Here is a 24763-nt window from a genome sequence, read left to right on the forward strand (position 1 = left end):
AATTGACGCCGATGCTTTCCACCTTCTCATTGCCAACGTTCTCGTTGCCCGCAGCGATTCGCATGATTGATCGACATGCCGCGTCGTTCGGTGTGATCGCGATGCTTGGCTTGCTGTTGCTGACGACCGGATGCGTTCGGGCGGTATCGAACACGCCCTTTCCGGCTCCGCCCGTGGTTCTGCATGAGTCGCCTGACATTCACCAGCTTGCCGCGGCGGTCAATCGAACCGACGTGGTTCAGCAGTTGTCGACCAACTCCGCCAAGTTGGATGTGTTGTCGATGCCTGCGGTTCCCAAACTCAACGCAACCGTCAATCTGCAGCGAGAGAAACGCTTTCGTTTGAAGGCCAGCGTTCCTGTCATCATGGGAGCCGGCATCGATTTGGGTAGCAACGACAACGAGTTCTGGTTCGAAGTCCCGGAGAACATGACTTCCAAAACGTTGTACTACGCCAATCACGAACAATACGCGAAACAGCTCAACCGTTCGATTTTGCCCGTTGATCCGAGTTGGTTGATCGAGGCGATCGGCTTGGCTCGTTTGGACCCAAGTTCGGTGATCGGAGTTCCGGTGCTTCGCAGCGATGGATTGATCGAAGTGCGGACGTCCGTGCACACATCCTCGGGCATGTATCAACGCGTGATCTTTATCGAACCATCGGCGGGATACGTGACCAACCTGTTCTTGTATTCGCCGGATGGTCGCCAAGTCGCGAAAAGTGTTTCTTCGGATCATCGGTTCAACGAAGCGGCCAACGTCGTTTTGCCACACCGAGTCAAAATGGAACTGTTCCCCGCCGCCGGTCCACCGCTGGCGATGCAATTGGAAGTCGCTTCTTACACCGTCAACCAATTGCTGTCCGGCGATCCCGAATTGTTCACGATGCCAACAACAAACCCGAACCAAGTGAACTTGGTCCAGATGTCAGGCATGGCTTCGCCGGGAGGATTCGGTAGCACCGCGACGGGCTCGATCGGATTCAGTTCCGCGTCGACGGGGCAAATCGTGCCCGCGTCGGAATCCTCTTGGACCCAATCGTCAATGAATCAGTCAGCGGGGATTCAGGGATACGGTGTCGCTGGGCCGGCGGCCTATTCCGCCAATGCTCCCACCGGGCCTCCGCTCCGAGGACTTCGCTAGACATCGATCCCAATTGATAGCAATTGGGGGTGTTCGATGATGGATCATTCCGTGCATCCAACGATTCTCGCAAAACGGAACGCCGCGAACGTTGGTTCGGGTGGTTGCGGATTGGGCAACCGAGAACGTGGCGAATCGAAACGTGCGTTCAATGGCCCGGCATTCGCTCTTGTCGAGGATCGACCTGATTGTTGCCAAATGGGCATGCACACGGTCCAATGCAAGTTCCATCTTCGTAACCATGGTGTGGCCCAGAACAGGGACGAATGAACGACCGCGAAACCGAAATCAACGAAGAGCCCGTCGACGATAGGGCTGCTGCCTCGGATGCCGAGGCGTCGCCTGATTCTGCGGTTCCGTCCAAAGTGTTGCAGGATTTCAGCCACGGGTTTCGGCAAGCCAACCGTAAGGTCAAAACATTCCCGCAATCACCGGGCGTGTATCTGATGAAAGATTCCGCCGGTGTGGTGATCTATGTCGGCAAGGCGAAGAACCTTCGTTCTCGCGCGAGCAGCTATTTTTTGAAGGCAGCCAGCGAGGACGCTCGCACGGCCGACTGGATTGGCGACATAGCCGACATCGACTTTGTGGAAACAGAAAGCGAAGTCGACGCGTTGCTGATGGAATCACGGTTGATCAAGGACATTCAGCCGCGGAACAACAAAGAGCTGAAAGACGACAAGTCGTTTCCCTACTTGATGATCACCACGCGAGAGGAATTTCCGCGGGTGGAAGTGACGCGAGAACCACCGTCCAAAGGTGTGAAGCTATACGGTCCGTTTACCAGTGCCGGTGCGCTTCGCGGAGCGATCCAGGTGATGCAGCGGATCTTCAAGTTTCGAACGTGCTCGCTCGACATCAGTGAGTCCGATGAGCGTTGGCAGTGGTTCCGTCCGTGTTTGCTGGCGAGCATCAATCAATGCACCGCGCCCTGCAATTTTCGAATCAGCAAAGAAGATTACCGCCGCGACATCAAACGTCTGCAGACTTTCTTGGACGGTGGCAAGACGAAGTTGCTGCGAGAGATGCGGGGTGAGATGAAGACCGCCAGCAAGGCTTTGGATTTCGAGCGAGCCGCGGTTCTTCGTGACGAAATCAACATGATCGAGCGTTTGGAAGAACGCGGCGAGCTGGATACCCATACTCAGCCCGAGGTCTTCTACATCGATCCGCAAAAGGGACTAGCGGGATTGAAGAAGGTGTTGGGATTGTCGGAAACGCCTCGCGTGATCGAAGGCGTCGACATCGCTCACTTGGGAGGGAACGAAACCGTTGCCAGCCTCGTCCAATTCATCGACGGGTTGCCATTTAAACCTGGATACCGACGATTTCGGATTCAGGAAGTCAAAGGCATCGACGACTTTCGCAGCATTTACGAAGTTGTGTCGCGACGTTTTCGAGGGTTATCGGATCGACAGGAAGCGTTTCCGGACGTGTTGTTGATCGATGGCGGCAAAGGCCAGCTGAACGCTGCGATGGCGGCATTTCGGGATCAGGACATCCAGCCGCCAACCGTGATCAGCCTCGCGAAACGCGACGAAGAGATTTTTCGACCGGGAATTTCAGAGCCTCTGAAACTGAGTAAAAACGCGTTTGCGCTGCGTTTGCTGCAGTATGTTCGCGATGAATCGCACCGGTTTGCACAACACTATCACCACATTTTGCGTAGTAAATCCAGTCTCGAGCGGTGAACCTTTCCGAGTGCGAAGGGTCCGTATTGAGAGTAAAATGGAGTCGTTGACTCCGCTTCCAACCTTTTAGACCAAGGCTTTTTCCACCTCGTGTCAGATAAACACATCACCCTGCACGACGACGCTCCCGAGCGTAGCATTTTGGCTCGTTTGATCTTGCCCGACACCGTGGTCGAAGAAGATCCGTTGGAAGAATTGCATGGGTTGGCGACCACGTCAGGAACCGAAGTGGTCGATGAGTTGATTCAACGTCGCTCCACGCCCGATCACTCAACTTACTTGGGCAAAGGCAAAGTCGAAGAACTGCGTTTGATGGTGGAACGCCATGAAGCCGACGTGGTGATCTTTGACAACGATCTGAGCCCGGCGCAGATTCGCAATTTGGAAAAGAAAACCAATGCGAAGGTGATCGACCGAACCGAGTTGATCCTGGACATCTTTGCCGCGGGAGCACGAACGCACGAATCGCGTTTGGCCGTCGAGTTGGCTCAACTGGAATACTCACTGCCACGCCTCAAACGCATGTGGACTCACCTGTCGCGTCAGTCGATGGGCGTGGGGATGCGTGGTCCTGGTGAAAAGCAATTGGAAGTTGACCGCCGGTTGGCTCAAAAACGCATTCACGATTTGAAGACCGAGTTAAAAAGCGTTGAGTTGCGACGTGAACGACAAGTCGCGGCCCGCTCGGATTCGCCGACGGTGTCTTTGGTCGGTTACACCAACGCCGGTAAGAGCACGTTGATGAACGCTCTGACCGATGCCGGTGTGATGGCACAAGACAAACTGTTTGCAACGCTCGATACTCGAACTCGACGTTGGCATTTGCCTGAATGGGGACATGTGTTGCTGAGCGACACGGTCGGTTTCATTCGCGATCTTCCTCACTCGTTGGTCGCCAGTTTTAAATCGACACTTGAAGAAACACGCCAAGCCGAGTTGTTGTTGCATGTTGCTGATGCGAGCAGCCCGCAGGTCTTTGAACAGATCAGCGCGGTCTATCAAGTGCTCGAAGAGTTGGGCATCGAAGCGAAAGACACTTTGTTGGTGCTCAACAAGATTGATGCAATCACCAGCCCACGAGTTTTGAATCGAGTTTTGGATCGTTATCCCAATGCCATTCCCGTCAGTGCACGGTCGCGTTCGGGTTTGAAGCCTTTGGCTCAAGCGGTCGGCGAAGCTTTGTCTCGCGAATTTTTGGATGTTGAGATCGGTGTGGCTCATCACGATGGCAAGTTGCTTTCGTTCCTTTCCGCCACCGGTAAGATCGAATCTCGCGAGTTTGGAAACGACCATGTCATCGTGCGAGTTCGCATGCCAGCGTCGGCGATGGGAACCGTGAATCGCAGCGCGTTGAGTGTCACGCCAACGACGCTTGAGATGTGGAAACAAACCGCTTCGGAAGAAGAACTCGAAGATTCTAGCGAGGATTCAGCAGAAGAATCCGTTGAACGTTCAAGCGACGTGGCTTAAGCATGCCGCTGCCGTTTCAGCAGGTTTGGGATCCTCAGGATGCCGTGACTATCGTCACCGGTGCGAGCAGTGGCATCGGGCTCGAGCTGACGCGAATGTTGGTCGAGGAAGGGGCTCATGTTGTCGCGGTGGCTCGCCGTCGCGAACGATTGACTGAGCTCGCCGATTCGACGGCGCGGCCCGAGCGGGTGCACTGCATCGCAGGTGATGTGACGGAGGCTTCGACTCGCGAGGCCGCATTGAACGCCTCGGATTCACTCGGCGATGGTGGATTGGATCTTTTGGTCAACAACGCCGGCGTGGGTGCGATCGGTCCCTTCGCGGATGCTTCACCGGAACGCATGCGGCGGGTGATGGAAGTGAATTTCTTCGCTCCGGTCGATTGGACTCGGGATGCGTTGCCTCGTCTGCGATCGGTTGCTCAGAAAGGGCGGCGGCCGGTGATCTGCAACATCGGCAGTGTCTTGGGCCACCGGGCAGTTCCGGACAAGAGCGAGTACTGCGCCAGCAAGTTTGCGCTGCACGGTTGGAACGATTCGTTGCGAGCCGAATTGGTGGGCGATGGAATCGGAGTGACCTTGGTCAGTCCCAGCACGACTCGCAGTGAGTTCTTTGATTCATTGGTCGAGACGGAACCAGATCAAAAATCCAACAGCATCGGAAGTTGGCCACCGAGGCGAGTTGCTCAAGCGACTTTGTTGGCGATCAAACGCGGCCGCGGCGAAGTGATCTTGAGTCTCGGTGGCAAAGCGTTGGTTTACGCTGATCGTGTCTCGCCACCGGTGATGAACGGTTTGCTGGCGAAGCGTGGACGCTGAGCTGGTTGCTCACGCTGATCGGGCTGATGATCTAATGAGCTGTTTTGGGCATTCGCCTCGGTTTCATCACAACAGGACCGGGGGCAATATCCAAACGGCTCACACAAAGAATCGAAAGTCGACGAAACCAACGGTTGGTGTTGAGAAGGACTTTGATCAGTCGCCGTAGTTGGGGTAGTAGCCGTCGTAGTAGGGAGCAACCGGATACGGAGTGCCTCGCCCGGATGGGTAAGGTGCGAACTGGTTGGTGCCGGCGGCAGGGTTTGGATAGCGACCGCGTCCACGTCCATGGTGATGTCCGTGTCCAGGGTTGGTTCCGGGATTGGGGCCAGGATCGTTTGCGTCGCCGGGACCGTTGGGGCCACCTGAATTTTGTTGACCAGGTTGCGGTCCGTTGTGTCCGGGACCGTATCCAAACGGATTGGGCTGAGGTCCGTACTGCGTCGGTGCCGCCCATCCGTAGCCGCCACCCAGTCCGATGTTCAGGCCACCATAGGGCTGACCCCAATTGGGATAGGGAGTGCTGTAAGGGCGGTAGGGAAATCGCCATTCGCCATACGGTCGCACCGGGTCGCCCCACTCTTCGACTCGGTGGTAGTTGTCAGCCGATTGACCGTACGCGATCGTGCTGCGGAAGTGGGTGTAGCCACTGGTTCGAAGCGGTTGAGTGATCGCAGTTGTGGGGGCGTCAATCGGTGCGAACTGGGTGACGCGTTGTCCCGATGCGACGTCGTGTGTGTAGGTGCTCGGCATCGTCAACCAATCTGCTGACGCAGAAGGCGATTCGCATGCGAGTGTGATCGCGGTGAGACACAGAACGGCTGGGACGAGCGATTTCATAAACGCCAACGTAGTTCGCGTTTGGCATTTAGGTCGGCAATTCAAAACGAATTGGCGGGTGGATTGTCTTTCCGAGGTCGCCTGATCGATTCAATCGATACAACCCGCAGCGATTGCCAGCTGCGGGCTAGGGTTGAAGGTTGAATCGGGGATGCCGACTGCGAATCAGTTCGCTTTCATAGGCTCGTCGGACCGTCAATTTCTTCGCTGGGGAATCCTTCGGGAACGCGTGCAATTCCAGCGTCACCGGGTTGGAAGCATCATCGCCCAGGATACTTGCCAGTCCAGCGTTGTGGCTGCCTCGTAAGTGATCACCGATACGGTCTCGCAATCGAATTGCCTCACCGATGTAGAGGTAGCCGGTTGAATCGCGAAAGAGATAGACGCCTGGGGTGTTGGGGAGTGATTCCAAATCCAGCTCTTTCATCGGGTGCGTGGTCACGGTTCGGTCCCAGTCGGCAACTCGAAGGACGAGCTCGGGGCGAAGACGTCTGGATTTGCGAAGCCGCAGGACGGCTCGGCGAACGGTTTCGGGGGAGATTCCTTTGGACAAACGCTCGGCTTCTTCCTGCAATTCGTTTCTCATTCTGGGATCGCACAGAACATCGTCAATCATCGCGTCGTGACGATCCAATACGGTGCGAATCGCGATCTCGGCGGTTGGAATGGCGGTGTTGATCGACTCGGTGGATTCGGATGAGCGCCGAGTGGTGGGGACGTTCAGGTCACCTCGTTTGCGAAGTTGCAGCAATGCACGCAAGGCGGCCCGCTGTCGATCGAATTGGGATTCGTCGTTTGGGGCGATGCCCAGTTCTTGAAGGAATGCTTCACGAAGCTCGTCCTGCAGAATCAGCTCGTCGCTGCTGAAACCGTGGTGAGATTTGCGGTGAGCTTCGCGAATTTTGCCTGCGGTGAAGTCGGTCGAATTGACGACAGGCGAAGAAGCAACGGCGTTTTCGCCTGCGTCCTGAGCGACTGAGTCCTGGCAGAGGCAGATTGCCAATATGGCCGAGCAGAACGCGGCGATGAACAGAAGTCGTTGGCATCGCACGGGCGTGCAGTGGATGCAGGAACGGTCGGGAGAGGCTTGAGAGAAGGCTGGCATGTCAAAGGATTCCAGTCGGGCAAGTTGTTCACGTTGTGTCGATTCTACCAATGATTCCTGGTGCAACATGCTGCGACCGCGATGGGCGGTTATTCAGGCGGTTTGATTGCCATCACCGGGGTGAGCCGGACGATAGGAACGAAGAAATCAAACACCGGTTTGCGGCATGAGGCCGCTGCCCCACTTTTTGCTTCTGAGTCACGACCGCGGATCTGCGGCCTTTCCTGACTTAGATTGAAGTCAATCGGAAACGGAGTTCGCCACCCATGACAAGAATCAATACCAACGTTTCGTCGCTCGTTGCACAAAACCGCTTGCAGGCAAGCAACGAAGACTTGCAAACGGCATTGACTCGATTGAGCACGGGTTTGCGGATTAATAGCGGGGCGGATGACCCAGCCGGTTTGATTGCGAGTGAAGCGTTGCGAAGCGAAGTGACCAGCCTTGGTCGAGCGATCAGCAACACGCGGCGGGCCAGCCAAATCATTAGCACCGCCGACAGTGCTCTTGGTCAGGTCAGCAACCTGCTCAATGACGTCCGCGGTTTGGTCGTCGAAGCGGCCAACAATGGGGCGTTGTCCAAAGAAGAGATCGCTGCAAACCAGTTGCAGATCGACTCATCGCTCGAAGCGATCAACCGAATTGCCCAGACCACGACTTTTCAAGGTCGCAAGTTGCTGGACGGATCGTTGGACTTCGTATCCACGGCGGGCAGTGTGGACTCGATTCGTGACGTCAACATTGATCAAGCGAACTTGGGTATCACGGGGCAGATCGACGTTGAAGTCGTCGTTCAGTCCGAGGCCACTCAAGCAACTGTGACGACGGGCGGATTCAGCCCAGCGGCACAGGCTTCCGCCAGCTTTGGTAGCTCGACAACGGCGGACATCAATGGCGAATCGATTGACATCGTCGGGCCCGAAGGTTTCACCAGCGTTGCTTTCGTGGATGATCCAAATAATTCGAACACGGGTGCAGTATCGTACGACGACACAACTGGCGTGCTGACCGTCACGGGGAACTTCACTGGTGATTCAGCGAACCCTGGTGAAGCGGACGCGGATGCAAGTGCGGTTGCCATCCAAAACCTGATCAGCGCGGAAGATGGATTTTCGGCTTCCGGAACAGCGGTCGCTGGTACTCCTGCGGCATTGCCCACCGATGTCACTGCTGATGTCGCGTTCCAAATCGATGCGATCGCAGAAGGCTCGGAATTCAACAATGTTCAAATCGAGTTTGTCGACTTGAACGATGCGGCGGCCGATGATGCCGCGACAGCTTCATTCGACGAAGAGCAGAAAATTCTGACCGTGACTTTCAACTCGCAGGCCGCGACGCCAACCAATCGAGATTACGCCGCCATCGCGACGGCCATCGATGCCGTTCAAGACGACGAAGGCACCAACCTATTCACGAGCACCAACAACTCCGGCTCGAACGCGTTTGTCGCTCCTGAATCACCACTGACAACCGCGAACACCGGTGGAGAAGTGTTGCTGGACGATTTGGTGTTTCAGTTGAACGGTGCTTCCGGTGCCGAAACGTTCAACTTTGCTGGCGGTACAGGACAAGACCAAATCGCGGCCGCAATCAACTTGGTTAGCGATAGCACGGGAATCTCCGCGAGCACTGCGACCGGGCAACTGCAGTTCACTTCCACCGCTTACGGTTCCGAAGCATTGATCAACATCGATGTGATCAATGAAGGAACTTCGGGGACCTTCGAATCGTCGCTGGCCGAAACACGGGCAACCGGACAAGACATCGTTGCGACAGTCAATGGTGTGGAAGCCAACGGTCGTGCCAACACGTTGTCGATCAACACGTCATCGTTGGATTTGGAAGTCACCGTCGACGATGGAAGTTCCGCGAACTTTTCATTCTCGATCACTGGGGGCGGGGCGTTGTTCCAGTTGGGGCCAGACGTCACCAGCAACCAGCAAGCCCGTTTGGGCATCGGCAGTTTGAGCACCGGTCAACTCGGTGGTGCCAACGGTCGTCTGTATGAACTGGGCAGTGGCCAAGCAAAAAGCTTGACGAATGATGTCAACGGTGCCGCATCGGTGATCGACGAAGTGATCGACAAAGTCACCAGCCTTCGTGGTCGACTCGGTGCATTCCAAGCGACGAGCTTGGAGAGCAACTTGGTCAGCTTGAACGAAACGCTCGCCAACCTGGAGGAAGCGGAGAGCTCGATCCGCGATGCTGACTTTGCACAAGAGTCGGCTAACCTGACACGGGCTCAGATCTTGGTTCAGTCGGGAACGAACGTTCTTTCGCTCGCAAACCAAAACCCGCAGAACGTGCTGTCGTTGCTCGGGTAATCTGACTTCTTGGTCCAGGCAAACATTTAAGAACGAACGCCACCGATTCCAAATCATGGGATCGGTGGCGTTCTTCGTTGGATGAAGCGGGCACAATCTTGATGTGGCCGCGGTCTCGATCGGCTCGCGAGGCCGGTATTCCCGCGATGCAGGCGCGAAGCCGCGTGTGAACGGACTGGATCCGCTGTGTGCAATCAGTCGTTCTTGTTTAGAAGCTGAGCAATTGCGTCATAGAAGACCAATCGCTTGATTGCATCAGAGAGCTTGCTCAGATGTAAAACATCGGAGCGGCGACGTCTTGGCATTCTCGAATGACATCGCCAAGACGAACGCGAGCGAGACGCTTTCGAGATTCTTCGGACGCTTCGTTCCATCGTCGTTGAAGAGCACGCTGGGCATCGGACATGGGTTGATCACCACGATCGGTGGATTCCGTGCAACCAATCGCTTCGGCGATGTCGAGTAACGTGATCGAATCGGGGTCGACGGCCAAAACGTATCCGCCCTGGGAACCTCGCACCGCACGCACCCATCCGGTCGATTTCAACGTGCGAAGGATCTGCACCAGATACGGTCCGGGAATGTCATGGCGCGAAGTGATCTCGGACGTACGGACCGGTTGCCCGTCGTTGCTGTGCATGGCCAAATCCATCATCGCCAAGCAGGCGTAATGAACGGCAGCATTGATCACCATCGCAAATTTCTCCGAACTAGGTTCAACCGACCAAGGTCATTCCGAGGTGTGCAATCCGCATTCGGTCTTTTGGAATCCACTCCAGCGACCTGCTCGCTCGTCTTCACCAAGTTGGACAGGACGTGTGCAGGCTTGGCATCCGATGCTCGGATAGCCTTGGTCGTGCAGCGGGTTGTATGGGATGCTCTCTTTCGAGATCAGCGACCAAACATCTTTCTTGGTCCAGTTCGCCAAGGGGCTGATTTTCACGAGCTGAAATTTTTTGTCCCAGCCAACGATTGGAGCCTTCGCCCGATCTTCGCTTTGGTCGCGACGAATGGCGCTTGCCCAAGCGTGCCAACCACTGGCCGCGCGATGCAGCACTCGCAGTTTGCGTTCAAAGCAGCAGCGATTGGGATCGGTCTTGTAGAGTGGTCCGCCGTGAAGCGTTTCGAATTCCTCGACCGTGGTCGACGGATATTTGTATTGGACTTCGATTCCGTAGCGTTCCTTGACCTTTTCGCGAAGATCGAGGGTTTCTTGAAATTGGTATCCGGTTTCCAAATTGAAAATTGGTGTCTCGGGAGCAATTTCGGAAAGCATGTGGATGATTGTCATGCCTTCGGGGCCGAAGGCGGTCGCCATGGTGAATTTCGGAGCAAACCGATCCACCGCCCACTTCAGCACTTCTTGAGGAGTCGCTGATTCCAGCGAGTCGCTGTCTCGCTTCAGTTCGGCCAAGAATTCGTCTGTGGGGGCCAGCGGAGGATCTGCCGCCAGGGCGCCGCGTTTGGTTGGAATCCCCTGCGCATCGACGTCCGGGCCCGCAGCAGCCTCGTTGTGAGCGATCTCAGCCGGCGTGAGGACACGCAGCGACGGTTTGGATGCTGACTCAGCCGAGACAGGCGTGGATTCGGATTCAGAGGGGACATAAGTGGGGTTCACCACGGCTGTCTCGTTCAGGCGAATGGGCATTGCGACTCATCTCCAGCCCGCAAAAAAGCGGTCTGAATGACTTTGGAAGTGTGAAACCTTACAAACATGATCTGAATGGTCAAGTATCCCCATCGACCGCCGAAGCGGTCCGCTTGAGCCGATCAAACTGGATCGTCACGACTTTGACGTATAATTGGGAAAGTCGCTGCTTTTCGTCTGATGAGCCAAAGAACCGAGCCATGAACATTTTTCGCCGCTTTCAACCGACACCTCGGTCATTTCCTTGCCGGCGAATGCGATTGATCGGCAGAGTGGCATTCTCGACGGGGTTGGCTTGTCTGCCGATTCGGGCAGCGACGGCGGACACTTTGTTGCTCAGCACCGGTGGGCAACTGACCGGCAAGGTTCGCGAGGTCGATTCGAAGAAGACGCCCTATGTCTTGGTGCAGGTCGATCAGGACCTTTCCGTCGCGATCGCGAAAGCGAATTCTCGAATGATTGTTGGCGATGAAAAGCTTCAGGAATACCGACGCCGCGTCGTTGAAGCAGGCCAGGACGGGCAAGCTCACTACGAGCTGGCGACTTGGTGCAGGCAAAACAATCTGCTGCAGCAACGGCAGTATCACTTGCTGCGAACCATTGACTTGCTGCCCGATCATCCCAACGCCAGAGCTGCGCTGGGCTACACCCGCAAAGACGGGAAGTGGATTCTCACGGAAGTCTGGCGACGGAACCAAGGGTTGGTGAAAGATCGCAAGGGGCAATGGGTTTTGCCGGAGGTCGTCGCTTGGCGCGAAAACGCGGACGTGAACGACAAAGTCGCGAAACGTTGGATCAAGACTATTAAACAGTTGCTGTCCAAAATCCTGCGAGGCGACGCGGAAGCGATGGCTGAGATGGCCGCGATCGATGATCCGTTGGCCTCGCAAGCAATCGCGAAAGAATTGGTTGATTCACAAAAGCGTGGTTCGAATTGGCGGCCGGTCCGAATGGTTTGGCTCAACAAGTTGAAGGAGTTTCGAACCGGTGCCGCGGTGGAGGCAATCGTCAAAACGGGATTGTTGGATTCCGATGATGTGGTTCGGGAAGATGCGTTGGCTTGGTTGCAATCCAATGAGACCAGTTCGGCAATTGCGACCTACATGCCGTGGTTGAAAAGCAACAACCCGCAGCAAGTCAAAGCCGCAGCCCGTGCTCTCGCATACTTCCCCAATCCAGAAGCAGCGTTTGCCTACATCGACGCGTTGATCACGATCGAGAAGAAAACGCAGCAGGTCGGTGGCGGTTCGAGAGCTGGTTTTGACAACGCCGGTGGTGGCGGGTTTTCGCAAGGAAGCAAGCAGGTTGTCATCAACACGCCGCATCGACACCCCGAGGTGTTGCAGTTGCTTCGCTCGATCGCGCCGGACGTCGACTTTGGTTACGACAAGTCAGCGTGGAAGAACTACTTTGCTGAACTGCGATCGCCGCCACGATACGATTTGCGACGCGACAGTTGACGCTTGTCAGGGATGGTGCCGGTAGCCGACGGAGAGTCTCGGTCGTAGTTTGTCCAGGTTCGTCTCGGTGGGGGATCACCGAGCTACAGGTTGGGAGGCTTGCCAGCCTGTAGCACGGCGGTCCCCGCCGTGAGCTTCTCAGCAACGTAGGCCAGTTACCTTCCCGGGAATTCAGAAGCACCCGTTGCCGACGGAGGCTCTCCGTCGGCATGAACACAACCCATCGCAGCAAACGAAGGTCTCCCCAGCTGAAACAAGGCGACGGGGCTAGAAAGTGGCTGGCACTTTACAAAAAGCCCCATGACCAGGGATTCAGAACCGGACGCTCTCGCGTTGTGGCTGATGGGATTGGTCACGCTCCGCATCAGCCGCCGGGCGATTGCACCCGGTTCTGTCCAGTACCGTGCGTCAATCAGGCGACGGGTTTGACTTCGTAACCCGGTCGGTATTCGCGACGAAGAAACGGGTTGGCTGCGTCGGCACTTTCGCCGACGAATCGTTCGGTCTTTGGATCATGCGTCAGCATTGGGCCCGATTTCAGCTCGGACATATCGACGCCATATCGCTTCAATGATTCGTGCATGTCATCCAGGACGGCAGACCAGGCGGGAAGTTCCGATGCGGAACGCACTTGTTCATCGCTGTAGTTGCCAGCACAACGCATTGCGACGTTGGCCAAGTTGCACCAGCCAGTGCTGTAGTGGCCGTTCTCGATCGGTGCTGCCAATGACTCGGCTTTGCGACTCTTGACCGCTTCGACGAAGTTGCTGACGTGAGCAGGAACGGTGCTCACATTGGCCTTGAAGCTGCGGATGGTTTTGCCGTCCAGGTCGACTGCTTTGCCGCTGCCGCGTTGACCGAGGTAGTAGCCGCCTTCGCAGACGACGACGTAACCGCTGCCTGGTCCGGTCATCGGCTTGCCACCGGGAACTTTCCAGCTGCCCTTTTCACCCGGCTTGATCGACATGTTGCTCAGTGCAATCACGGTCGGGAACATTTCGGTTTCGAACAATGCGAAGTGCACGTTTGGAGTTTGGCCGGCATCGCCCCAACCCATTCGTCCGCCAGCGGCGATCATCTTGGATGGCGTCGAAACTTGGTCTTGGTAGGCGACGTTGCGAATGTCATCCAGGATATGGACACCCCAGTTGCCCATTTCACCACTGCCGGTGTTCCAATCCCAGTGCCAATCGTAGTGGAGGTTGTTTCGCATGATGGGTTGGTCCTGTGCAGGGCCAAGCCACAAGTCGTAATTCACTTCACTTGGGATCTCCAGTGGTTTGTCGCGTTTGCCGATTGGCCCGCGAACGCCGAGCCGATTGGCTTGGACATATTTGATCGCGCCGAGTCCTTTCTCATCGTGCAAGAACTTGCGAGCTTCCATTTGAATGGGATCGCTGCGCTGTTGGGTCCCCAGTTGGACGATCGCACCGGACTTCTTCGCAGCTTCGACAACTTGACGACCTTCCCACTGCGAGTGCGAGAGAGGCTTCTCGACGTAGACATCTTTGCCAGCGTCGATTGCCCACAGAGCAGCCAAGCAGTGCCAGTGATTGCAAGTTGTGATGACAACAGCGTCCACATCATCCGAATCCAGTGCCTCTCTCAGATCGGTGTAGGCCTTTGCACCGTACTTTTTGGCCATCGACGCGGCGCGTTTTTCATCTGGATCAGCAACAGCGACTAATTTGGCGCCGGAGACCGAGTCAACGGTTCGGGCCAATTCGCCACCGCGTCCGCCGGCGCCCAAAACGGCAATGCGGACTTCTTCGTTGGCCGCCGCGCGGAGGGGGCTGCTCAGAGCGACGGTGCCAACACCAGCCGCTACACCAGCTAGAAATTGACGCCTTCCGAAATTTGAAGTCGAGACTTCACGCATGTTGTTGATCCTATGAAGTAAAGAGACGGGGGAACCGTGAATCAGCGGCCTATTAAGATACGAAGGCCCCTTAAGAAAAGCAAAGCACCCGTGAGGCTTTGTTAGCGGAAGATCGTCCGTCGCACGCCAAAAGACCTTAGTCATGGTCGAGGAATCCTGATCGAGGACTCCTCAAGCGAAACGCCTAGGTGGCCGTTTCGCCGAAGAGTCTTCGATGTGTCTTTCAAAACCGATTCTTATTCGTGACGCAGGGCTTCGATCGGATTCATCCGAGCCGCACGAATCGCGGGGTAAAGTCCGCTCACCAAACCAACCATGACGGCAATGATCACCGCCAACGGGATGGTTTCGTAAACAATCGCGGGTTGCGAATCGCGAATTGCACTGGGCAACGCCTCGAATTGCTCTGGGAATCCACTGGCAAACAATCCAATGAGCAGCCGGTACATCGGTGGACCGGCAAACCCAAGCAAAATGCCAAGGAATGCACCGGCGAAGCTGAGCACGATCGTTTCGACCAAGAATTGACGGACGATGTCGGCTCGTTTCGCACCGAGGGCGCGGCGAATCCCGATCTCGCGTGTTCGTTCGGTGACGCTGGCGAGCATGATATTCATGATCCCGATGCCGCCCACCAGAAGTGAGATGCAAGCGATCAGGATCCCGATACCCAAGAACATCAATCGCAAATTGCGGGCTTGTTCCAGCAACTCCAGTGGAACGACAACGGCAATGTCGCCGACTTCAGAGTGCTTGGGTGCCAAAATGTTTTCGATGACGGCCGCGGTCGTACGGACCTGCGAAACCTTCTCGACCTGCAGTGTGATCTGATTCAGTTCCATCATTTCAATTTGGAACTGGCCACTGCGACGGGTAACGATCGTGTCGCCGATGCGTTTTTGCATCGTCTGCATCGGGATGTAAACGTCCTTGGAAAAGTCTTGCGAATCCAATGAGCCACCGATGGCCGCGGATGGATTGCGAGCTTCCAAGACGCCGACGACACGGTAGAAATCCGTGTGCTCGGGAATGTAGATTCGTTTGCCGAGTGGTTCCTCATAAGGGAACAAACGCTCGACAACACCCGTTGCGATGACGCAAACGTTTTCGTTGTTCAGTCCATCCGCGTCTGTCAAAAAACGTCCGCCGCGTTCGCGAATTTTCAGTTGATTGACGGTGGCGTAGCCGGGTGTGCAACCGACCAAGCGTCCGTCACACAAGTTGTCGCGGTAAGTGAACTGGCGACGAATCTCGCGGATCGGAACTGCCTTTTGAATCGTTGGCAGTGTCGCGAGAATTTGATCGAGCTCGGAACGCAACAGCCCGTACTTGGAGGCGGATCGCTCCGCGAGTTTCTCTTCGGGCGGTTTGACCGTTCGGACAATGATGGTCGTTGCACCGAGCGATTCAATCTGTTTCTGAACTTGATCGCTGGCGCCTTGGCTGATTGCGGTCAACACAATCACGGCCCAAACACCGATCAAGATACCCAACATCGTCAGCCCGGTTCGAAGCGGGTGCAGAGTCAGGCTTTTGACGCCGAGCGAGAAGGTGCGAAGCCACATCATGATTCGAGACCCTGTTTTGCGAGGATAGCTCTGGCGGCGTCTCGTTGTGCATTGCGAGCTTGTTCGCGTTGTGCCTCGGGGACCAATTCATCGCTGTGCAGCATTCCGTCTTTAAGCCGCACGACTCGTTTGGCTCGGTCCGCAACATCGTCTTCGTGCGTCACCAAGATGATCGTTCGACCCTCGCCGTTGAGGACATCAAACAACGTCAGGATTTCTTCGGTCGTGACCGAGTCCAGGTTCCCAGTTGGTTCGTCAGCAAGAATGAAGAATGGATCATTGACCAGTGATCGAGCAATCGCGACTCGTTGTTGCTGTCCACCGGAGAGTTGGTTGGGACGGTGATCGAGTCGGTCGCCCAAGCCCACTCGGTCGGCGAGTTCGGCAACTCGTTGGTGTTGCTCGGGACCGAGTTTGCCTTGGTAGTACAACGGAACCTGGATGTTCTCGGTAACACTGAGTTGCTGAATCAAGTTGTACGATTGAAAGACAAAACCGATCCGGCGACTGCGGATGTCGGCGAGTTCGTCATCGGACATGGTGCCAATGTCATCGTCGCCCAACATCAAGTGGCCCGATGTGGGTTGGTCCAAACATCCCAGCAAATTCAGCAACGTACTTTTGCCGCTACCAGATGGTCCCATGATTGCGACAAAGTCACCTTCGGGCACATCAAACGAAACCCCACGAAGAGCACGTACGGTCTCGCTTTTGAGAACGTATTCCTTCGTCAGATTCTTGATGCTCGTGGCCAGACGCTTTCCTTTGTCGCCGGGCTTTGGTTCGGTGTCTGCCACAGCGGTTCCGCTAGAAGATGCATCCGACGTCTGAGGGTCATAGGCGTTGGGGACACTCATGATGCGGCCGGAATGGTTTCAGTGACCTTTGTGATCGCCTTCGCTGGCTCGCCCTTGGTTTCATCAACCTCACCGGCGGAGTCCGAAACATCCTCATCGGATGTCTCAGTCGCGGTTTGTTTGTTGGCACCTGGGCGATTTGCACCGCCACCGGCAGCCCCACCGTTGCCCTTGGGTGGGCCACCTTGAGGTCGACCCATGCCGGGTTTACGACCGCCGGGAGGTCCCGCGCCAGGTGCGGCTTCCCCCGCGCCTTCCGCAGGTGCGGTTTCGCGAAGGTCACGCATTTCGCTGTTGTCCACCGCGACGATCTCCGGAAGATCCAACAGGTTCAAGTGTTCTCGCAAGTTCAGAACGACTTTTTCGCCTGGTTCCAACCCCGAAACAATGTTTGCCATGGTGTCGTTGATCGCACCGGCTTCCACTGCGCGAGTTTCGAAGCTTTGTGGTCCTGTTTGGACGAGCGAGTACATGTTTCCGCCATGTTCATACAAGCCTTGGATCGGCACCTGGGTCGCATCGGGAAGTTGTTGGATGAACACTTCCACCGCTGCGGTCATTCCGGTGCGGATGATCTCGGGTGGATCGATGATTTCGATCGTGGTGGCGTATTCCTTGACCGAAGAACTGAACCAGCTGCCGGGTTCGGCATAGCGGTTCACCTTGGTGACACGACCCTTCAAAACGACGTCGGGCAATGCGTCCAAGCGAATCTTGGCGGCCATGCCTCGTTTCAACAGTGTCACGCGAGATTCGTTGACTTTGCAACGAACTTGCATGCGAGTGGGATCGGGTAGTTCGATGAGGGCTTGGCGTTCACGCACCTGAGCACCAGCTTCGACAACAAACTCAGCGTTGCCGCCGCGCGAACTGTATCGGTTGGCATGAACGACGACGCCGTCGGTTGGGGCGTACATCACACACACCTCAATTTGTTGTTCGACTTCAGCCAGTTCTTGTTGCTTTTCCAACAACTCGGAGCGAGCGGCGGACAGGGTGGCTTCCGCCGCGTCGATGTCGCTATCGAACTGAACCAGCATTTTTCGGCGAGTCAGGTTCTGCAGCACCTTCAAGCGGCCTTGAGCCGATTCCAATTGGTTTTGAGCGTTCGCGAGTGCAAACTTGTCGGCTTCCAGTTGCAGTGATTTGACCAAACCTTTGGCGACCAAGCGTTCGGTACTGCCGATGGCCAACTGAGCCTTTCGAAGTTCCTGTTCAGCCACGGCGATCTCGCTCAGGATCGCTTTCTCATCGGTCTTGTAGACGCCTTCGAGATACTCTTCGCGAGCGATCTTGGCTTGCTCGACCATTGCGGAAGCCGTGGCGACGTTGGCTTCGGCAACGATGACTTCAATCCGGTTTTCTTTTAGCTGAACTTCTAGGTTGGATGAATCGAGCTCAACCAACTTGTCGCCCTTGCGAACACGCGAGCCTTCGTCGATGACCCACAAAATCGAAGTGCCTGATCCACCTCGAGATTCGATCTGGCAGATGATTTCAGTGTTGCTGCTGCTCTCGATTTCGCCCTGTTCGACCACCGTGTGATCAAATGCTTCTTTGACGACTTCGGAAATGATCAAATCATCCGCACTGATCGTTGAATTTTTCGCGATGTATCGCTGGTAGCCGAAGTAGCCTCCGACGCCGATCAGAACCAAACAGACCAAAAGCCCCACCAGGATTCCGCCCATTCGGGGCTGATCTGCTCCGGTGGCTGGATGCCGCCACGCCGCAGCGAGACTTTGGGAATTGCGGGTGATTGGGCGAGCCGAACGAAAGCGACGTCGCTCCGCTCCGGCTTGTTGCCGGTGCGGGCTGAATTTGGATGATCGCATGATTTTCAGGCGGGGGCCGTGGGGAGAGAACGGAGGGCTAACATTTGAACCCCAAAAATCAGCGAAGGTTTCGCGTGGTTTTTGTGGGGAAGGTGAACACGGCGAGTTCACCAGTCGGGCCAATATGTTACTTGACCCGACCGATCCCCCAACCGTTTTTACGAAAAATATCGATCCGAGGAGATCGATTGTTCGCCATCGGAGTCGCCCGATTGCCGTAATTTTTCGCACAACTCGTCCTGATCCATCGCGAATCGGGGGTTGATTTCGACTTTCACCGAATCGTCCACCGTCACGCCGCAGGATCTCAGCCAACCCCGGTGAAGATCGCAAATCGCCTGTTGGGCCAATTCGGGGGTGTCTGTCGCCGCACCGTTAGCATTCTTAACCGGTGCAAAGGCCTCGGCCGGATTGGCTTCGCAAACGATCGTGTTTTTCGCATTGGGGAGCAAATCAAAGATGAATTGCTCGAACTTGGTGGCATTGGGACTGTCCGGAGTCACCAATTGGCCGTCCGCGTCCACGTGAGCGACCTTTTTGTTGGCCCGGTGAATTGGAAGGGACGTGTCCTGTTCCAACATCCGTTCCAGGAAGGCGAGGTCGAACAGATGGACCGCGATGTTGCCGGCCCAAAGTTTCAGGCTGCCATCGGCGTTGGTCATCTCAGCGGCCGAGTCCGGCAGATCGCTGTATTCGATGATTTGGGTCTGACCGTCGATCTCGACGACGTTCCCGACTTTTTCGGTTGGGTAACGTTTGCGGATCACCTGCGTGGTCATCTCGCTGCTGGCCAACAAATGGTGGCCGATGAAAACGGGATCGCACAGACCGACCAACGGATTGTCGACTTGGAAGTAGAACAAGTGTTTGCGTCCGTTCTTCCGCATCTCTTCCATGCAACCGTTTCGCGAAAGAGCGCGGAGGGTTCCGCCATGTCCGTCGGGGCTGAGCGCGAGCGAACCTTTCTCGGCCAACAACACTTGTCCGGTCTCGGCATCGACCGCTGGCATGGTGCCTTGCTGGAAGATCGTGACCTGCTCGGGTTTCAATCCCAAGTAGTTGTTCTCTTCAAAGTAGCGACGTGTTTCGGCGTGGGTTGCTTCGCTGGTCATCAGATACAGAGGCACGTCGACACCGTACTTCTCGCCCGCCGCGATCAGACGATCCGCGAAAAACTGAAACAGTGTTCGCTCGCTGACGGGGCCGACGGGGAACATGCCTTTGGGTTGATCGAAGCCCAAACGAGTGCCCTGCCCTCCGGCAACCAACACCGTCGCGATCTCACCGGCTCGCAAGGCTTCTTCGCCGCGTTTCTGGGCATCGTCGAGGGTCCAGTCGCAACCGCTTCCGTCGCTGGCGACCGCTTGAGGCATTGTCGCTCGCGCGGCCAGTTCACCGAAGTCGACTGATTTGTCTTTGCCTTCGATCAATGTTTTGAGACGAGCGAAGTCGACCTGCGCGATCTGCTCGCTCAATCGAGATTGCTGATCGGAATCAAGCGAGTCCCAGAAACGCAGCAAGTGTGTTTGTTCGAAGGGCTCCAAGCGAGATTTCAGCTTATCGAACGAAAGAGTGGGCTGGCTTTGAGCGGACGACTGGGCGGCAGACATTGGCAACTGGTGGATTCTTTGAGGAAAGGTGAATGCATTGAATTGCAAGCAAAGACGGCAGCTCAGAACAGCATATTCTGTTCCGTACCCATTCCAGCCACCCGTTGGAGAGATTCGCGAAAACTTCGTCAATCCTGTTCGGGACGCGGGAATGCTGCGGGTTGGCCAAACCATTCCGGATGGAACCCCTGGCGAACGGCCAACAGAACCGCCTTACCGTGTTGGTGCGGGGCGCCGTGGGTGGTGTCCCACTCGAGGCGTTCTTCATAACGCAGGACTCGCAGCTTGGATTTCGGGTCACATGCCCAGCCGACCAATTGATTCGGCCGGAAATAATTGATGACCGCACCCGCCGTTTCGCTGACGGGTTGGTCGCTTTCCTTGCCTGGTGATTGGTTGCTGCCCGGATCTTCGGTTGTGTGAACTTGGGCGTACAGCATGCCGTGGTCGGTCAAGGAGGCACTCATTTTGTTCCAAACGGCCGGTGCGTCGGACTCGGGAATGTGATCCAGAACCGTTGTCGCGATGACGGCGGAGTACACATTCGCTTCCATCGACAACTCGCGAACGTCGCAGACGACGGTCTGAATCCGATCGGACAGATCTGCACGTTCAGCTCGTTCGCGAATCCGGTCGAGCCCTCGCTCGCTGACGTCAACCGATGTGACGTCGTAACCCGCCGCGGCGAGAGCCAGCGTGTCTCGGCCGGCCCCAGCACCCAAATCGATGGCTTTTGGCCGTTGGGTGTAGGTCGATGCCTTCGCACCGGTTTGGTTCAAGTAGGCAGCCAATTCCGGCGATGGTTGCATGCCGTATGCGATGTTTTCGCGGTCGTAGGCTTCGAAGAAGAAGTCGTTGGATGGGTCGTCGGTGACTCGATTCACGCTGATACAGACTGTCTGAAGAAATCGGATAAAATTGAGTTGTCCTTGGCAAGATAGCCCGCCGGAAAGCGAAACACACACATGCCACCCATTGAAACCACGATCGACAGCAGCGACGAGTCCCCTGACTCTTTCGCGAAAAGTTCGCTGGTGACGGCCGAATTGGTGTCTGATCCGGTCGTTGACGCTGCGCTTGTTCCCCGCTGGAAACGTGCTCTGGCTTCAGCTGGTCGCTGGAGTTTGTTGCTGATTTTGGCGTTGATGACCTTCGGGTTTCTGTCCTCCGGTTTGAGCCCCGACCCATCCGCGATCTTTGATGAAGACAACGCCAAGTCCGCTGTCGCTCAAGATGAAAACGTCGACGACATCGGTGCCGAGGCCGTCGCAATCGCGTTGAATGACAATCCAGCGACTGCAATCGAACCGGTCAGCCTGCGTTCGAATGAGTCGCAACCGCCGGGTAAAGCCAACTCGAAAAAGAGCGATTCGGAACTCGCGTTGGTTTCAGGAAAAATTGCCGAGCAATGGCGTGCGGAGCTGGATTCTCGCGGATTGGAAGCGGCACCCATGGCGGACTGGATGACCGTGTGCCGCCGTTTGTCGTTGGCATTGGCGGGCACCGGGTTGTCATTGGAGGAGATCCGGTCGCTGCAACGATTGCCCGAAGCCGATCGCGTCGAGGCGCACCGCGAGAGATTGCTCAGCAGTGAACGCTTTCATCATTACTGGGCCGAACGAACCGCTCGTTATCTGGTGGGTGCCGATGAAGGGCCATTCATCTTTTACCGCGGGCGGCGGTTCCGCACTTGGCTGACTGAACAGTACGCGAAGAACACTCGCTACGACGAATTGGTTCGGATGTTGATCACGGCCGAAGGAGTCTGGACGGATCGGCCGGAAGTCAATTTCCACACCGTCACCTTTGATAGCGGAGACAACGCTCCGGATCCAATTCGTTTGGCCGCCCGAACGACGCGAGCTTTCTTGGGCGTGCGGATAGATTGCCTGCAATGCCACGATGATTTTCTAGGAAACGTTTCGCTCGGTGATGCGTCCTGGATCATGTCGTGCGGGGCGGACGACGCGAAGATCCAAGCTGCGTCGGAAGAAGACGCGAAATATGTCTTGCGGGAAGGAACCCAGGAAGATTTTCACTCGCTCGCGGCATTCTTCACGGCGGCGACCAGCGAAGGTGTTCAAGGATTGAAAGACAAACGAGCGAACTACGAGTATCAGTACTTGTACGCGGACGAGACGGTGCCAGTTGAGCCAAGCGTTCCATTTCTTCGTGAATTGTTGCCTCCGCGTCCGACGAATCAACAAGACGATTCCGATGAGGCCGACGTCGAAGATACAGCGAAGGAAGTTGCGACCGAAGAAGTTTTCGCGGAGGAACCAGACGCTGCGCCGGAGTTCGGCGATTTGCCTCGATACCTGAGTGACCGGGAACGGTTGGCATATTGGTTGACTCATCCGGAAAACAAACCTGCCGCCCGGGCCGCGGTGACTCGTGTTTGGACTTTAATGTTCGGGCAGCCACCAGCTATTGAGACGGACTATGGATTCCAGGTTGGCGAAGTCGATAACTTGCCATTGGATTCACCACCATCGCCGATGATCGAAACGCTGACCGAAGCGTTCATCGAAAGTGGTTTCGATATCCGGAAGCTGATCCGTTGCATCACCGATTCGCCCGCTTTTCGCGTCAGCAGTCGTGCGGACTTCGATGTGACCGAGCAGCATGAGCTGGCGATGGCGGTGTTCCCGGTGACTCATCTGCGAAGCGAGCAGGTTGCCGGTGCGGCGATTCAGGCCGGACGTGTCAAAACAATCAATCGTGATTCATCGTTCTTTGTTCAGTTGCAGCAGTTCGGAAACTTGAATGACTTCCTGAAACGGTACGGCGATCTGGGTGAAGACGAGTTCACTCAACAACCCGTCACGATCACCCAACGATTGGTGATGTTGAACGGAAAGCTGATCAACGAAACGGCGAGCCCCAATCCCATCCTGAATGCCTCCTCGCATATCGAGATGTTTGCGAGAGACGATGAGGATGTGGTTCGAACGTTGTATTTGACAGTGTTGAATCGTGAACCCAGTGAGCGGGAGCTGGAACACTTTGTCGAACGTCTCACCAAAGAGAGTCGCGAGAAGAATGATCCGCCGACATCACGCAAACAAGAGATCACGGATCTGACGTGGATTCTGCTCAACAGCAGTGAGTTTGCCTGGAACCATTGAGGCCAGAACCTTGTTTGAAACCAACCGGAGCCTTTCATGAGCATCTTATTCAACGACCACCACGGATCCATCGGTCGACTGGGCGAGGGACTGCGGAGCGGTTTGTGTAGTGCTCAGGTTCACCTGTCTCGCCGACGACTGTTGGGAGCAGGCTCCGCATTGATGATGTCTTCACTGGCACGTCGGTTGACGTTGGCCGCGGAGCAAAAAGCGGATTCGGGCAAGCCACCGAAGAGTGTGATTTTGCTGTGGATGGAAGGCGGCCCGAGTCAGTTGGAAACCTTCGATCCTCATCCGGGCACAAAGTTCGGCGGTGATGTCGGCGATGTCGCCACCACATTGAAGGACGTGCGAATCGCGGACACGATGCCGCGATTGGCCGAGCAGATGCACCTTTGTTCGTTGGTGCGAAGCGTGGTTGGGAAGGAAGGCGATCACGAACGGGCGATCTATGCGATGAAGTCAGGATATCGCCCCGATCCAACGCTGGAGCATCCGTCGATCGGCAGCATTCTTTGTCACGCCGACGATGCGGGAGCTGACATCCCGAGGCATATCTCGATCTTGGCCGGCCGTACCGCCGCGACGGGCGGATATCTCGGGCCGCAGTTCGATGCGTTCAAGACCGGGGACCCGCTCGAACCGGTTCCTGATGTTCGCGCAAGAGTCGATGAGTCGCGTTATCAACGTCGGCTGGATGCGCTGAACAACGTGCTGGAACCTCAGTTCACACGAGGTCGCATTCGCAATTTGCAAGAGAATCGAACATTGCATTTGGCTGGAACACAAGCCGCTCGGAAGATGATGTCGAGCGACCAATTGACGGCATTTAATGTGAAACAAGAACCGCAAGCTGAGTTGGACGCGTTCGGCGATCACCCGTTTGGCCGAAGTTGTTTGGCCGCGTCTCGGTTGGTGGAGGTCGGCGTTCGTTGCGTCGAAGTGACACTGAGTGGATGGGACAGCCACATCAACAACCACAGTTTGCAATCAAGTGCGGCGGGAACCTTGGACGAAGGCATTGCTGCTCTGTTGAAACGATTGGAAGAACGCGGTTTGTTGGAGTCCACGCTCGTCGTTTGTGGCGGTGAGTTTGGACGCACCCCACAGATCAATCCGGCAGGTGGACGTGATCATTGGATCCACGGGTTCAGCACATTGTTGGCCGGCGGCGGTATTCGTCGTGGGCATGTTCACGGTGCGACGGGACCAGAGCCCAACGCCGACAAACCAGATGCTCATGTGGAAAGTCCGGTCACAATCCCGGAGCTGCATGCCACGATCCTGTCCACTCTGGGGCTGGATCCGACCGAAGAATTGGACACTCCGATTGGGCGTCCAATGAAACGCAGCGAAGGCGAAGTCATCGAGTCGATCATCGCCTAGAA

Annotated in this window: 18 protein-coding genes; 8 read left to right on the plus strand and 10 right to left on the minus strand. The window is 56.0% G+C overall.

From position 1 onward, the window contains the following. The first annotated feature begins 11 nt into the window (after positions 1 to 11). The 4 genes from B2R17_RS25450 (at position 12) to B2R17_RS25465 (ending at position 5121) form a co-directional block, all read left to right on the plus strand. Positions 12 to 1142, plus strand: a complete 1131-nt coding sequence (locus B2R17_RS25450; protein WP_286766210.1) for a hypothetical protein — start codon at positions 12 to 14, stop codon at positions 1140 to 1142. A gap of 266 nt (positions 1143 to 1408) precedes the next feature. Next, the gene (locus B2R17_RS25455; RefSeq protein ID WP_286766211.1) at positions 1409 to 2833 is read left to right on the plus strand and encodes an excinuclease ABC subunit UvrC; all 1425 of its coding nucleotides are present in this window, start codon (positions 1409 to 1411) and stop codon (positions 2831 to 2833) included. Positions 2834 to 2923: 90 nt separating this feature from the next. Next, the gene (gene hflX / locus B2R17_RS25460; RefSeq protein ID WP_008660637.1) at positions 2924 to 4303 is read left to right on the plus strand and encodes a GTPase HflX; all 1380 of its coding nucleotides are present in this window, start codon (positions 2924 to 2926) and stop codon (positions 4301 to 4303) included. A gap of 2 nt (positions 4304 to 4305) precedes the next feature. After that, a complete protein-coding gene (locus tag B2R17_RS25465; RefSeq protein WP_286766212.1) occupies positions 4306 to 5121 on the plus strand; it encodes an SDR family NAD(P)-dependent oxidoreductase in 816 nt (271 codons plus the stop codon). A 156-nt stretch (positions 5122 to 5277) separates the two neighbouring features. Here B2R17_RS25465 and B2R17_RS25470 read toward each other — a convergent pair whose 3' ends face one another. Together B2R17_RS25470 and B2R17_RS25475 are read right to left on the minus strand one after the other, a co-directional pair. Then, the gene (locus B2R17_RS25470; RefSeq protein WP_286766213.1) at positions 5278 to 5961 is read right to left on the minus strand and encodes a hypothetical protein; all 684 of its coding nucleotides are present in this window, start codon (positions 5959 to 5961) and stop codon (positions 5278 to 5280) included. Positions 5962 to 6088: 127 nt separating this feature from the next. Further along, positions 6089 to 7135 (minus strand): GIY-YIG nuclease family protein, encoded by a 1047-nt coding sequence (locus B2R17_RS25475; RefSeq protein WP_339887338.1) that lies wholly within the window; start codon positions 7133 to 7135, stop codon positions 6089 to 6091. 197 nt (positions 7136 to 7332) lie between these two features. On the opposite strand from B2R17_RS25475, the gene B2R17_RS25480 reads away from it, so the two are divergent. Further along, positions 7333 to 9390: a flagellin gene (locus tag B2R17_RS25480; protein ID WP_286766215.1), complete on the plus strand. Its 2058-nt coding sequence runs from the start codon at positions 7333 to 7335 to the stop codon at positions 9388 to 9390. A 268-nt stretch (positions 9391 to 9658) separates the two neighbouring features. Here the strand turns inward: B2R17_RS25480 and B2R17_RS25485 are convergent, their stop codons facing one another. Further along, a complete protein-coding gene (locus B2R17_RS25485) occupies positions 9659 to 10084 on the minus strand; it encodes an Rrf2 family transcriptional regulator (RefSeq protein WP_008660643.1) in 426 nt (141 codons plus the stop codon). A gap of 36 nt (positions 10085 to 10120) precedes the next feature. Then, positions 10121 to 11038, minus strand: coding sequence for a phosphoadenylyl-sulfate reductase (locus tag B2R17_RS25490; protein ID WP_286766216.1), 918 nt, complete (start codon positions 11036 to 11038; stop codon positions 10121 to 10123). 329 nt (positions 11039 to 11367) lie between these two features. Here B2R17_RS25490 and B2R17_RS25495 point away from each other — a divergent pair, with 329 nt between their 5' ends. After that, positions 11368 to 12498 carry a HEAT repeat domain-containing protein gene (locus B2R17_RS25495; protein WP_286766253.1) on the plus strand — a complete coding sequence of 377 codons (1131 nt, stop codon included), beginning with the start codon at positions 11368 to 11370 and terminating at the stop codon, positions 12496 to 12498. 412 nt (positions 12499 to 12910) lie between these two features. Here B2R17_RS25495 and B2R17_RS25500 read toward each other — a convergent pair whose 3' ends face one another. The 6 genes from B2R17_RS25500 to B2R17_RS25525 all read right to left on the minus strand — a co-directional run bounded on the left by B2R17_RS25500 (position 12911) and on the right by B2R17_RS25525 (position 21131). Continuing rightward, positions 12911 to 14377, minus strand: coding sequence for a Gfo/Idh/MocA family protein (locus B2R17_RS25500; RefSeq protein WP_286766217.1), 1467 nt, complete (start codon positions 14375 to 14377; stop codon positions 12911 to 12913). Between the two features lie 236 nt (positions 14378 to 14613). Further along, on the minus strand, positions 14614 to 15945 hold the full coding sequence (locus B2R17_RS25505) for an ABC transporter permease (protein WP_008664545.1): 1332 nt from the start codon (positions 15943 to 15945) through the stop codon (positions 14614 to 14616). Beyond that, complete coding sequence (locus B2R17_RS25510) at positions 15942 to 16802, minus strand: ABC transporter ATP-binding protein (protein WP_286766218.1); 861 nt, start codon at positions 16800 to 16802, stop codon at positions 15942 to 15944. Before B2R17_RS25510 ends, B2R17_RS25505 begins: the two co-directional genes overlap by 4 nt. After that, positions 16799 to 18637 (minus strand): HlyD family secretion protein, encoded by a 1839-nt coding sequence (locus B2R17_RS25515; protein WP_286766219.1) that lies wholly within the window; start codon positions 18635 to 18637, stop codon positions 16799 to 16801. Before B2R17_RS25515 ends, B2R17_RS25510 begins: the two co-directional genes overlap by 4 nt. Positions 18638 to 18795: 158 nt before the next feature. Beyond that, on the minus strand, positions 18796 to 20247 hold the full coding sequence (locus tag B2R17_RS25520; protein ID WP_286766220.1) for a UDPGP type 1 family protein: 1452 nt from the start codon (positions 20245 to 20247) through the stop codon (positions 18796 to 18798). Between the two features lie 128 nt (positions 20248 to 20375). Beyond that, positions 20376 to 21131, minus strand: a complete 756-nt coding sequence (locus B2R17_RS25525) for a class I SAM-dependent methyltransferase (RefSeq protein ID WP_286766221.1) — start codon at positions 21129 to 21131, stop codon at positions 20376 to 20378. An 81-nt stretch (positions 21132 to 21212) separates the two neighbouring features. Here B2R17_RS25525 and B2R17_RS25530 point away from each other — a divergent pair, with 81 nt between their 5' ends. Beyond that, positions 21213 to 23375 carry a DUF1549 domain-containing protein gene (locus B2R17_RS25530; protein WP_286766222.1) on the plus strand — a complete coding sequence of 721 codons (2163 nt, stop codon included), beginning with the start codon at positions 21213 to 21215 and terminating at the stop codon, positions 23373 to 23375. Positions 23376 to 23411: 36 nt separating this feature from the next. Then, a complete protein-coding gene (locus tag B2R17_RS25535) occupies positions 23412 to 24761 on the plus strand; it encodes a DUF1501 domain-containing protein (RefSeq protein ID WP_286766223.1) in 1350 nt (449 codons plus the stop codon). The last annotated feature ends 2 nt before the right edge of the window (positions 24762 to 24763 follow it).

Origin of the sequence: Rhodopirellula sp. UBA1907 (genome assembly GCF_002337565.1) — a bacterium.
In the GTDB taxonomy this organism is placed as follows: Bacteria; Planctomycetota; Planctomycetia; order Pirellulales; family Pirellulaceae; genus Rhodopirellula; species Rhodopirellula europaea.